This is a genomic window from Coprococcus aceti (genome assembly GCF_025567285.1).
GTDB classification, from domain to species: domain Bacteria; phylum Bacillota; class Clostridia; order Lachnospirales; family Lachnospiraceae; genus Coprococcus; species Coprococcus aceti.
The window spans coordinates 395,232-407,900 of record NZ_JAOQJT010000002.1 but is presented as its reverse complement, the minus strand read 5'-3'; the positions used below and the strand labels follow the sequence as shown (position 1 = coordinate 407,900).

The window sequence follows — 12,669 nt, the reverse complement described above, 5'->3', positions numbered from 1 at the left end:
ACGTGAAAAAGATATTTGTGGTGGAAGATGACGAGAGCATCTGTGAGGAGCTAGTGCAGATACTTGAGAATGAGGGCTATGAGGCTGAGAGTCTTGAGAGCTTTGACAATACAAAGGACGATATATTGAAAGCGGCACCGAATCTGGTGCTCATGGATATCAATATTCCGGGGATAAACGGCAGAAACCTAGTGAAGGAGATACGAAAGGAATCTGATGTGCCTATCATCATGGTTACAAGCAGGACTTCCGAGATGGATGAGGTGCTGTCCATGAGTTATGGCGCGGATGATTATATAACAAAGCCGTACAATCCGACGATACTTCTGCTTAGGATAGCGGCGGTGCTCAAGCGCATGGAGGGCAGCCAGAATACAGCATCATACAGAGATGCGGAGGTCAACTTCAGCAAGGGGACAATCAGCAAAGGTGATCAGGAGATGGTTCTCACCAAGAATGAGATGATCATATTCCAGCTGCTGCTTGCCAACAGGGAAAAGATAGTGTCGAGGGATGAGATCATGACAGACCTGTGGGACAATGACGAGTTTGTAAATGACAATGCGCTCACAGTAAATATAAGCAGGCTCAGGGGGAAACTGGCGGATCTTGGATATGATGATGCCATAGAGACCAGGAAGAAGCAGGGATACCGACTTGTATGACAGGTAAGTGGGATTATATATCATTTACAGCGACAAAAGATTGGAGTAATTTGGCAAAATGAAATTTGGCTTGTATATAAAGGATAAACTTGGAATAATTGCGGGATATGCGGGATTTGTGATATTCACATATCTGCTCATGATGGCATTTCACTCACAGTTACAGATGAGAATTATGTTCGTGATCGTGGCTGTGATATTTGTCGTCTCGGTTATCGCTTTCGATTATCTGAGAAAATATAAGTTCTACAACAGTCTGGTCGGACATCTGGATGAACTGGATCAGAAGTATCTCATACTTGACACTTTGGACGAGCCTGACTTCTACGAGGGCAAGCTGGTGTATTCAGCTATGTACGACATCAACAAGTCCATGACTGAGAATGTGAGAAAGTACAGGGACAGCGTGGAGGATTTCAAGGATTTTATAGAGATCTGGGTTCACGAGATAAAGCTTCCGATAGCCAGTCTGGTGCTCATGTGCCACAACAACAGGGATGTGATCCCGAGAAAATATACGGATCAGGTCGCAAGGCTTGACGCATATGCAGATCAGGTTCTCTACTATGTGAGGGCAGAGCATGCATCGGCAGATTACAGATTTGCCGAGACAAATCTTAAGAGTGTCATCGGAAGGGTGGCTGTGAAGAACAAGGATATGCTGCTTGATGGTGACATATCGCTGAATGTTCATGATGTGGATGAATGTGTTGTGACGGATTCAAAATGGCTTGAGTTTATGGTAAATCAGATCGTGAGCAACAGTATCAAGTATATAGACCGAGGACAGGAAAAGACTATAGAGATCTGGACTGAACCGTTGGGTGACGGGATGGCTCTGCACATAAAGGACAATGGAATAGGTATACCGCAGTCTGATATTCCACTTGTGTGCAAGAAATCATTTACCGGGGAAAATGGTCGGAAACATGCGAAATCAACAGGTATGGGACTTTATATAATAGACAATCTGTGCAGGCAGCTGGGACATAAGCTGGATATAGCGTCAAAGGTGGACGAATACACAGATGTGAGTATAGTATTTGGACATAATGATATATACAAGATTGGATGATATAAAAATTGAGTTTTGCGATAGTGGGATACAAGATCTGGTGAGCGTCCCCAAGGTTACAGAATTGTAATGTTAGGTAATAATGGAAAAAGGACAATTGCTTTCAAAATGTGTAAACTGCAAATATGTTCAATGGTGAGAGCAGTATTAAACAAACATTTGAGGAGGCATTTCAATGGAAACAATATTAAAGATTGACAACATTGAGAAGTATTATGGAAACAAATCCAATATGACAAAGGCCATAGATGGAATATCATTCGATGTGGAGGCAGGGGAGTTCGTTGCTATCATGGGTGCATCGGGAAGCGGTAAGACGACACTGCTTAACTGCGTTTCAACTATAGATAAGGTTAGCAGCGGCCACATCTATGTGGGCGGCAAGGATATCACAACACTCAAGGGCAATAAGCTCAACGAGTTCAGGAGAGAGGAGCTGGGATTTATATTTCAGGATTTCAACCTTCTTGACACACTCACGGCGTATGAGAATGTTGCGTTGGCACTTTCAATACAGAATGTGCCTGCAAAACAGATAGATGCGAAGGTCAGGGCTGTTGCAAAGGAGCTTGAGATCGAGAGTGTTCTGAAGAAGTATCCGTACCAGATGTCGGGCGGTCAGAAACAGAGAGTAGCATCTGCGAGAGCAATCATCACTGATCCAAAGCTTGTGCTTGCAGATGAGCCTACGGGAGCACTCGATTCCAAGTCGGCAAAGCTGCTTCTGGAGAGACTTAAGCACCTAAATGAGGATCTCATGACAACGATACTCATGGTAACACACGATTCATTTACAGCCAGCTATGCAGGCAGGATACTTTTCATCAAGGATGGCAAGGTGTTCCACGAGCTCAGAAGAGGAGGAGATACAAGAAAAGAATTTTTCAATAAGATCATAGATGTCGTGACACTGCTTGGAGGTGATCTGAATGACGCTCTTTAAGCTTTCCGTATCAAATATGAAGAAGAGTATAAAGGACTATGCCATATATTTCTTCACTCTGGTACTCGGTGTTGCAATTTTCTATGTGTTCAATGCCATAGAGACGCAGACCGCAATGCTCCGGATATCGGCTGACACAAGACAGGTCGTGCAGCTCATGAGCAAGATGATTGCGGGTGTCAGTGTGTTCATCGCATTTGTGCTCGGATTTCTCATCATATATGCAAGCCGTTTTCTGATGAAGAGGCGTAACAAAGAATTTGGTCTGTACCTCATCCTTGGAATGGGAAAACGCAAGGTGTCCACAATGCTTTTCATCGAGACACTTATCATCGGACTTGTATCACTTGTGGTAGGACTTCTTGCTGGAATAGGAATCTCACAGATAACAAGTGTACTCGTTGCAAACATGTTCGATGCAGATATGTCATCATACAGCTTTGTGTTCTCGGGCAGCGCATTTGTCAAGACCTGTTTGTATTTTGCAATCATATATGTGGTGGTTATAATCTTCAACACATTTATCATCAGCAAATGTAAGCTCATCGACCTTTTCCAGAATGGAAGAAAGTCTGAGAACGTCAAGATCAAGAATCCATGGGTATCAGTTATCGTGTTCCTGATATCAGCTGTATCACTTGGATATGCTTATCATGCGGTAATTACCGATATAAATGACATGTACATGAATGATCTCTACAAGTGGATCGTGGTCGGATGCGTTGCAACGGTGCTTTTCTTCTGGTCAGTGTCCGGAATGCTCTTCAGAATCGTGTCGTCTATGAAGAATGTGTACTATAAGGGACTCAATTCATTTGTCGTCAGACAGATGAGCAGCCGTGTCAACACAAATGTACTTTCAATATCAGTCATCTGTCTGATGCTTTTTGTGACAATATGTGTGCTTTCATCAGCGCTTGAAGTGAAGAATTCCTTAAATGAGGGCATTGCAAAGTACGCAAGAGCGGATGTGAGTATATCGAAAACCCAGAGCAGTGATTCAATCTATTATGACGAAGACGAGATGGGTAATGACAGCGAGACAAATGATCTTTTGAAGAAACTTGAGGTGACTGATGGAAAGAGCATAGAAGATGTATATAGTGAAAATAATGTGGATCTTGGATCCTACTTCTCAGATTACGTTGACGTACACACATATACATGTCCTGCACTTACAATCAGAAACTATCTGGGAGATGAGGCTCTGATTGATTCTCTTGGAATAGATGTAAACGCTTTGTCTAGTTATGAGGGAACGGAGGAGATCATATCACAGTCCGACTATAACAAGGTTGCAAAGATTTATGACAATGCTGAGCTCCAGCTTGCCGATGACGAGTATGCCATCCTTGCAAATTATAGAATATTCGTTAAGATCCGTGATGAGAGACTTCAGGAGGGAAAAGAGATAGAGGTATATGGCCAGACGCTTAAGCCGGTTATCACATATTGTATAGATGGTGATATAGAGCTTGCGACACAGCCGCTCAACACAGGTGTGTTTATCGTGCCGGATTCAGCCATTGAAGGTGCACAGTTCGCGAAAGAGTATTTCATCGGAAAGTATGCCGATCAGGACAGAGATGCCATACAAGATAGTGATACGATCATAAGGAATGTATCAAAGAAGGATGAACTTGGCGGACTTATCACAGTAAATACCAAGGACAACGTGAAAGCAGCCAGCGTGGGAGTCGGAGCCATCGCATCATTTATAGGTATGTATATCGGACTCATATTCCTTATATCTGGAGCAGCCATCCTTGCACTCAAAGAGCTCTCAGAGAGCACAGATAACATAGAGAGATACAAGATGCTCAGGAAGCTTGGGGTGGATCAGCACATGATCAACAAGGCTCTTTTCTCGCAGATGGGACTATTCTTCATATTCCCACTTGCTCTTGCCATAGTCCATTCGGTATTTGGAATGATGGTCAGCACGAAGATTCTTGACACTATGGGAGCGTATGATATAGCAGGTGCTATCGGAATCACGGCTGCCATTGTGGTAATCATATATGGCGGATATTTCCTTATAACGTATCTGTGCAGCAGGAAGATTATCAGTGAGTGAGGATATAACTATTATTGAAAATAATTGCACTTTTTATTGAATGAATAACATAATTATGTTATCATCAACATACGATATAAATGTGACATGTCACATTGTCTGGGCTGGTCGTAAGACCCAGGTCCAACCTAATTAGGCGGGGAGACTCCCCGCCATTTTTTATATAGAGTTGTAATGGGGAAATTCCTCAAAGGGATACATAAAAAGGAATTTTGATGGTTAACAAATGATTATTTGTATATGGATTGGAGGAAGTCATAATGAACAAACATGTAGAAAAAGCTATGGAGATAAGAAACGAGACACCGATGGTCAATAACTGTGCGCAGACCATTCTGCGGGCTTACGCGGACGAGCTCGGAATAACAGGAGATATGGCGGCAAAGCTCAGTGCTAATTTCGGTGGTGGCATGAAGTGTGGTTCAACCTGCGGTGCGATCACAGGAGGACTTATGGTACTTGGCGCTCTGGGCGTTGAGAATCCATACGTGATAAATCAGTTCAGGCGCAGGATAGCAGATAACCACAATGGCATGACCGATTGTGCTGATCTGTTAAAGGCAAATGCCCAAAAGGGTGGAATCAAGAAAGTGCACTGTGACGGCATGATCAGGGAGGCTATAGAGCTGATAGATGAACTGGTGAAGAGTGAATAAATATAACAAGAACAACGTGTTTAACTATCCTGGAGGAAAAAGGAATTCTGGAATGGAGGATGCAAGTAATGGAAGAAAGGGCATTGCAAAGGAACTGTTATCCCGTGTTGTAAATGATGCAAGGGATTATGGATGTGGAACGATACAGATCACGGCATCTGACATGGGTGTTAAATTGTATACGGATTTCGGATTTGTTCATAATGGTAATTTCATGCAGTATAAGCTGTAGTATATATGATGATGGAGCAAAAGTTACATTTAGAGATTGCCCTGCCTATCACAGTGGGAGATAACGTCTGGATCGGAACGAATGTTTCAGTGCTGCCGAGAGTTACTTATTTTAGGGCGAAGTTATAAGTAATTAGTATTGACACAGCAATAAACTCCTTTATAATAAATACTACAAATGTAATATTTATTATAAAGGAGTTTTGATATGATGAACTTATATTTTTTTATCTTGAAATACTACGTGTGTAATATATACAAGAAGTTATATTGTATGCTACTTTTGGTTGGCATAGCCATATTGTTATGCAGTTGTTCCAATAAAAATGCAGTGACAGACGCAGAGCGGACAGTTATTGATTTTAGTATATCTGATGAAAATCAGTTTATTGCAGATTTGGACGATATATATTCATCCTGTCAGGATAAGAAATGCAAGACCGAGGAAGAAAAACTGAATCAGACTAGGATCGTAATAGAATCGATGGGAAGTAAGGGGTACATAGCTGTGGATGTGGAGAATCAGATCAATATGGCAAATGCAGAGAATGCGGAGATGTTTTTATCAGAGGTGGCTGAAAACAGAGATGCGGGATGTACAATACTGCAGGTCATGTATGATAAGTCCTTTGTAAGGTTTGATTTTAAATCAGGCGGTAACAATGTTATGATAACCAGGCGATTCTATGTGTGGGAGAATAACTGTTTTGTTGAGAAAAATGAAGAAAACTATAAGGCCTATACATGGAAATACACAGACGGATATCTATTTTTTGAGAGGTACAGAATGGGAGGATATGACGGAGATTCTGCGTATACGGCATTACGAGTTGAGCCTCTGGATGAGAAGTTAAGGGTACTTAACAGAAAGTATATCAAGACGATTGGATATGATTCGAATAATTTATTTACCACAAATTGGGATGAATCAGATATGAACAAAATAAATTATTACGATATCTATGAAGCACTTTACAAAATGAAATATGGTATGTCTAGTCCCTATTCGGACGAGGGGGTTACATATATGATAGAAGGGAAGTTATACGAGAAGGTGTTTCAGGAGTATTTGCCTGTGTCTACAGATGTACTTCAGCATGTCAATGTATATGATGTGTCCAGACAAATGTATCAGTACAGAACGAGGGGGATGTTTGATCACAGTGTAACACCATTGGTTCCATTTCCAGAGGTAGTGGATGCTGAGTATAATGCTGACGGAACAATAACCCTCATAGTAAATGCTGTTTCGGAGAAGGATGAGAGTGGAAGATTATTTACACATAAAGTTACAATAAAGGAGAAAGAAAATGATGGATTTGAGTATGTGTCAAATGATGTTCTGACGATGGGCAAAGAGGGGATATATTGGTACAGAGACAGGCTTTCTGATAAAGAGTGGCAGGAGCACTACGGAGATAAGACCATCACAATAAATCAGAATGGAAATGTTATTGATGATAGTCTGTTATCCGATGACGAAATGGAGAATGTTAAAGTAAATATAATAGGAATATTGCAGTCAGATGCCATAAGAAAGTTGTATGAGGATGAAGATATTTCGAATAATAGTGATTTAATATATGATGTAGTAGATATCTTAGGAAGCAGTGGACTGATATGTTTTGCTGATGATACCAATATGTATAATTATCAGCTATTTCAGTCTTTTTATAGAAATTATACAGATGGTGGAGAGCGAGATTACATTTGCGTATATAGGGTAAACAGGGATGCAAGCGTGACGGAGATGACATTTGTGTATGATGACAGCCGGATACAGATGATTTTCAACACAGCAAAATTCGAGAATCATGACTGGAAGTTTATAGCGACTGGCATACGGGATTTAAAAGATATGAAACTCACAGAAAAAGGCTACTTTATATATACATACTCAAATATAATAGCCCATGGTGGGCTGAAGGAGTATTTCAGAGTCAGTCCGTTGACGGATGAATGCAGGAAATTGACAAGAAAATATGTGTATGGGCTTAGTTATGTGAATTACAATATGCTTGTTATCGATTGGGATGAGTCAAATGCATCAGATATACTTGTGCCGTGTATGTTTGATGATATATACAGACTGTACACTGGTGAAAATCTGAAACCTGATGGTGGATGGATAGATGCAGACAAATATGAGTCTGTTATGTTGTCAATGTTCCCTGTCACTGTGACGGAGCTGAGGGATAAATGTGATTACAATCCAGAAAAAGATTCGTACAGATACCATGTCATCCTTGGAAAACAGTATCCACCATTCGGAGAGGTTGTGGACTATACCTACAACGATGATGGAACTGTTTCGCTTATTGTTGATGCGGTGTGGGCTGACAAGGGATCGGACATTGCATTTAGAAATACACTTACAGTAAAACCGGAAGATGATGGTACTTTCAAATATATGTCAAATCATATAGAGAAGATGGAATGTGACATACCAGTTTATTCTGACTGATATCCATAGGCATATATTCCAAGATCACGCAGTATTGACAGAGAGATCTTCGATGCGGAAAGTCCGTCCGCTGATGAAAACTGATTGTCATTTTCAGAAAGGGATATATTCGTGGCGAAAAAGTAATCATTATCATTAGATGTAATGAATCCGACGAACCAGCCGTTTATATTTATATCATCAACTCTGCCGGTACCTGTCTTGCCATACAGACTTTTTCCATCTGAGTTTGCAATAAACATGGACTCTATGACTGTATCCACATTTGTCTTAGACAGCTTCCAATCATTATTTTTCAGGTGACATAGCAGTTCTACCTGCTCTACTGGGGATATAGTCAGAGAGGATTCCAGCCAGTAACAGTTCTGAGCTGAATTGATATTCTGATTTCCATATTCAATAAGACCGAGAAAATTTTTCGCATCTGTGTGGTCCATAGCTGCATCCAGATTGTCAAAATACCAGTTTACAGATCCGGTCATGGCAGATCGAAGTGTCTGGTCTGTGTTCCAGGCATTAAAAGGGTAAGAGCTCCCATCCCAGCGCATAAATGAGTTGTCGGAAGTTATGATGCCATGTTCAAGAGCCATCACTGCGTCATATATTTTATATGTAGAATCCGGTGAAGTGCGGCATAGGGCTTTGTCCTGGTTATAGATATACCATTTATCATTTCCCTTGTCGTACAGAGCAAAACAGCCGTTGTAGTCAGAATAGTAGCTGGATAGATCCAAGGATTCCAGATTCACCGGGGCAAAATCCTTGTATTGTGTATCATCCAGAGCATATACAGATAATGGCGCACATACAGTCATCAGCAATATGATAATGAAAAATGCATATATACATTTTCGTTTTTCTCTCTTGGTGACAGGTTTGAAATCAACAATAAGCTGAAGTCTTGTTTTAAGAAATTTTTTCCTGCTTTTGCTCTTGAATGATAGCGATGATGAACTACTGAATCTGCTTGCAGCCGCACGGAGGATGGTCTGCCCATACTTCGCGGCATAGTTTTGACCGAGGCTCTGCAATACATCATTGTCACATGCTTTTTCTCTGTCATGTCTTGCTGTATGTAATGTGTATATAACAACAGGATTGAACCAATACAGTATGCAGAATATACAGATAAACATATTCACGGCATTGTCTCTGCGTTTAAAATGTTGTAGTTCATGTAACAAAATATGTCTCAGGTCGGTTATTGTGTAATCGGATATGCAGTCGTTGATTTGCCGTGGAATATATATAACAGGGCGGAATACACCTACAATGACCGCTCCAGATAAAGCAGAGGAGGAATATAATTTCGGTTTGTATCTGCGCACATTGCAGAGCTCAAGGCATTCCGAATATATATTCAATATGACAGTATCGTCGGTTACTGGAACAGCAGATTTTTTCAGCTTGTATAGTGATATGCCTGACACTATTAAACGGATGGAAAATATGTAAACTCCGGCAAGCCAGATAATAAAAAGGAGCTTTGGATATATTGTAGATGTACTGTTTACAGATATAGCAAAGTCGTTCATCCAGTTCCCATTTGATGAAGGGCTGGTATTGATAGGCACAGGAGTAACTGTATTTGCGGCAGAAGTACTTCTGTTAAATAATGATCGTATGAAACCTATGGCCTGGAATATAAATGAATTATTTACAGGGATAAATGGAATTACGAGAAGAAACAGCACAATATATATGGTGTTGTATCTGCCGTTACATGTTAGCTGTTTTCTGAACATAAATCGAACAAATATCAGTAGCAGCAGAGCGAAACTTATGGATATATTGCTGATAAAAAAATGTGTGAAAAATTCAGTCAAGCCTTATTTCCTCCCGGTGCCTTTTACATTTAATATGTCTTGAAGTTCCTTTATATCATCAGCACTAAGCTCATCACTATCCACAAACGCAGAAACCATGTCGGATATGTGTCCATTGAAAAACTTCTTTAGAAAAGATGAGCTTTCATGTTTTCGATATTCCTCCTGACTGATGACAGGGGAGTAGACGAACATGCGGCCCTTTTTCTCATAGGAGATGGCGGACTTATCAGAAAGTCTTTTGATGAGAGTCTGGATAGTCCTAGGATTCCATGAAGTGGTCTGCAACAGTTTGTCAGTAATGTCATTTGTGCTTATAGGGGCATATTTCCATATAACCTTCATAACTTCATATTCAGCTTCGGAAATCTGGGGAATGTGTTTCATAGATTATACTCCTTTAATACTACATTTGTAATAACAGTATAAAGATTATCGGGTGGGGTGTCAACCTTTGTCTATACATATGAGGAAACTCTCCAAAAAGGATTGTTTAGCAGAGTATATAATTTTCAAACACCGGGTAACATACTCATATACAGGCTAAGGAGGTATATGAGATGATATCACCAGACACAATAAAGCTGCTCAGGGAATGTGATGCCGGGATCAAGATGGGTGTTTCGTCTATTGATGAGGTGCTTGGGTATGTGCATGCGGCGAAAATGAAGAAGATACTTATAGAATGTAAGGAGGAGCACAACGCAATAAAACAGGAGATACAGAAACTACTGGATGAGTACCATGACGATGGCAAGGATCCAAATCCAATAGCAAAGGGCATGTCATGGATCAAGACAAATGTGAAACTCATAGTGGATGAGTCTGACAATACCATAGCGGAGCTTATGACGGATGGCTGCAATATGGGTGTGAAGTCGCTGAATAAATATCTAAACGAATATAAGGCGGCGGATGACAGGGCGAAGGATAAGACGAAGAGACTCATAGAGCTTGAGAAGAAACTCTGCGAGCAGATGCATCCTTTTTTATAAGTGCTTGTTGACTAAAAAAGTTTTATTAAATATACTTGTAAATATGAGAACCCAACATGTCTGTAGATGACGCGGATCATGTTGGGGATTTGTTGTTTTAGGGGAACAGAAAAAATTGATACAAGAAGGAGAAGATATATGAACAGGCAGGTTTACAATCCCTTTTTGCCGCTGAATGAGTACATACCGGACGGCGAGCCGCATGTATGGGGCGACAGGGTTTATCATTATGGATCTCACGATAAGGAGGGCGGTTACACGTTCTGTATGCAGGATTATGTGGTGTACTCCGCGCCGGTAAAAGATCTGACAAGCTGGCGATGCGAGGGCATTACATACAGGGCGAGCCAGGATCCGGCATACCCGGAGCTGAAGTATATGTACGCGCCAGATGTTGTGAGGGGGAATGATGGCAGATATTATCTGTATTACTGTATGGGCGGTGACTACGGTTACGGCGGATACACAGGTCCGATCAGTGTGGCTGTGTGCGATACGCCGGCGGGCAAATACGAATATCTTGGCCATGTGCATTACAAGGACGGAACTGTGATGAAGAAGTACATTTGCTTTGATCCGGCAGCCATGAATGATGACGGAACCATCAGGATATTCTACGGAACCCAGTACGGATACGAGGAGGAGCCTGATTTTCTGACAAATGGCAGGCTGGATGATGAGGTATCTATGTTTGGAAGAACAAAGGAGGAGATACTTGGCTACAAGGACAGCATCATGGGACCGATCATGGTGGTGCTTGAGGACGATATGCTGACGGTCAAGGAAGAATCGAGGCACATCATTCCTTACGCTGTGAAAGGCACATCATTTGAGGAGCATCCATTTTTTGAGGGTTCATCCATGAGAAAGGTGGGAGACAAATACTACTTTGTTTATTCGACATGGCAGAACCATGAGCTGTGCTATGCGGTGAGCGATTATCCGGATCACGGATTTACATTTGGCGGAACAATAGTGTCAAATGGCGATGTGGGATATAAGGGAAGAAGTTTCGAGAACAAGCTGAATATGACCGGAACCACGCACGGAAGCATAGAGTGCATAGATGGTCAGTGGTACGTGTTCTATCACAGGCTCACACATAAGTCGGACTACAGCAGACAGGCCTGTGCCGAGAAGATATATATAGCTGCGGATGGACACATAGACCAGGTGGAGGTTACGAGCTGCGGTCTGAACGATGGCCCGCTTGTGGCAAATGGCACGTATCCGGCGGTGATAGCATGCAACCTGACAAATGGACATATGCCACACGGCTCCAACAGTATATACACGACAGAATTCCCTAATGTGACGAACAAGGGTGAGGATAGATTTATTGCGGAGATAGAGGATGGAACACTCATAGGGTATAAGTATTTTGCGCTTGAGGACAGCAGTACATTTGGCGTGAATGTCAGATATGAGACGGATGCGAATAAGGTGGTGTACGAGGGACCTGTCAGGGTAGACGAGAGATGCGAGAATCAGGAGCAGATCAAGGATGCAAACGACCTGGCAGAGAATGTAGAAGGATACTTTGACATATGCGTGACAGAAGACGGTGAGAGTATTGGAAGAATAGATATACCTGTATCTGAAGATATCTCAGAGACAGAGTGGAGATGGTGCGAGAACAGAGTGGATTTCCCGGAGGGAGTCCACGCGTTGTATCTTGTATACCGTGGCAGAAGAAAGGTTCAATTAAAAGATATCCGATTTAGGTAAAATATTGAA

The 12,669-nt window shown here is 41.6% G+C and carries 11 protein-coding genes; 9 read left to right on the top strand and 2 right to left on the bottom strand.

Annotation, left to right across the window (positions count from 1 at the left end; translation table 11 throughout):
- Positions 1-2: 2 nt before the first annotated feature.
- The 7 genes from OCV54_RS04255 (at position 3) to OCV54_RS04225 (ending at position 8,111) form a co-directional block, all read left to right on the top strand.
- Positions 3-665 (top strand): response regulator transcription factor, encoded by a 663-nt coding sequence (locus OCV54_RS04255; RefSeq protein WP_044998415.1) that lies wholly within the window; start codon positions 3-5, stop codon positions 663-665.
- Positions 666-723: 58 nt separating this feature from the next.
- Positions 724-1,740 (top strand): sensor histidine kinase, encoded by a 1,017-nt coding sequence (locus OCV54_RS04250; protein WP_055222752.1) that lies wholly within the window; start codon positions 724-726, stop codon positions 1,738-1,740.
- 175 nt (positions 1,741-1,915) lie between these two features.
- Positions 1,916-2,683, top strand: coding sequence for an ABC transporter ATP-binding protein (locus tag OCV54_RS04245; RefSeq protein WP_055144940.1), 768 nt, complete (start codon positions 1,916-1,918; stop codon positions 2,681-2,683).
- A complete protein-coding gene (locus OCV54_RS04240) occupies positions 2,670-4,760 on the top strand; it encodes an ABC transporter permease (protein WP_055222750.1) in 2,091 nt (696 codons plus the stop codon). Before OCV54_RS04245 ends, OCV54_RS04240 begins: the two co-directional genes overlap by 14 nt.
- A 260-nt stretch (positions 4,761-5,020) precedes the next feature.
- Positions 5,021-5,416, top strand: a complete 396-nt coding sequence (locus OCV54_RS04235) for a C-GCAxxG-C-C family protein (RefSeq protein WP_004854122.1) — start codon at positions 5,021-5,023, stop codon at positions 5,414-5,416.
- The gene (locus tag OCV54_RS04230; protein WP_331490011.1) at positions 5,409-5,648 is read left to right on the top strand and encodes a GNAT family N-acetyltransferase; all 240 of its coding nucleotides are present in this window, start codon (positions 5,409-5,411) and stop codon (positions 5,646-5,648) included. The genes OCV54_RS04235 and OCV54_RS04230 overlap by 8 nt, the downstream gene beginning before the upstream one ends.
- A 273-nt stretch (positions 5,649-5,921) precedes the next feature.
- Positions 5,922-8,111 (top strand): DUF6070 family protein, encoded by a 2,190-nt coding sequence (locus OCV54_RS04225; protein ID WP_156327899.1) that lies wholly within the window; start codon positions 5,922-5,924, stop codon positions 8,109-8,111.
- On the opposite strand, the gene OCV54_RS04220 is transcribed toward OCV54_RS04225, so the two are convergent.
- Both OCV54_RS04220 and OCV54_RS04215 read right to left on the bottom strand, forming a co-directional pair.
- A complete protein-coding gene (locus tag OCV54_RS04220) occupies positions 8,099-9,937 on the bottom strand; it encodes a BlaR1 family beta-lactam sensor/signal transducer (protein ID WP_055222746.1) in 1,839 nt (612 codons plus the stop codon). The genes OCV54_RS04225 and OCV54_RS04220 overlap by 13 nt on opposite strands.
- 3 nt (positions 9,938-9,940) lie before the next feature.
- On the bottom strand, positions 9,941-10,324 hold the full coding sequence (locus tag OCV54_RS04215) for a BlaI/MecI/CopY family transcriptional regulator (protein WP_022216347.1): 384 nt from the start codon (positions 10,322-10,324) through the stop codon (positions 9,941-9,943).
- A 173-nt stretch (positions 10,325-10,497) separates the two neighbouring features.
- On the opposite strand from OCV54_RS04215, the gene OCV54_RS04210 reads away from it, so the two are divergent.
- Both OCV54_RS04210 and OCV54_RS04205 read left to right on the top strand, forming a co-directional pair.
- On the top strand, positions 10,498-10,932 hold the full coding sequence (locus OCV54_RS04210; protein WP_015535037.1) for a hypothetical protein: 435 nt from the start codon (positions 10,498-10,500) through the stop codon (positions 10,930-10,932).
- A 138-nt stretch (positions 10,933-11,070) separates the two neighbouring features.
- Positions 11,071-12,660: a family 43 glycosylhydrolase gene (locus tag OCV54_RS04205; protein ID WP_055222744.1), complete on the top strand. Its 1,590-nt coding sequence runs from the start codon at positions 11,071-11,073 to the stop codon at positions 12,658-12,660.
- The last annotated feature ends 9 nt before the right edge of the window (positions 12,661-12,669 follow it).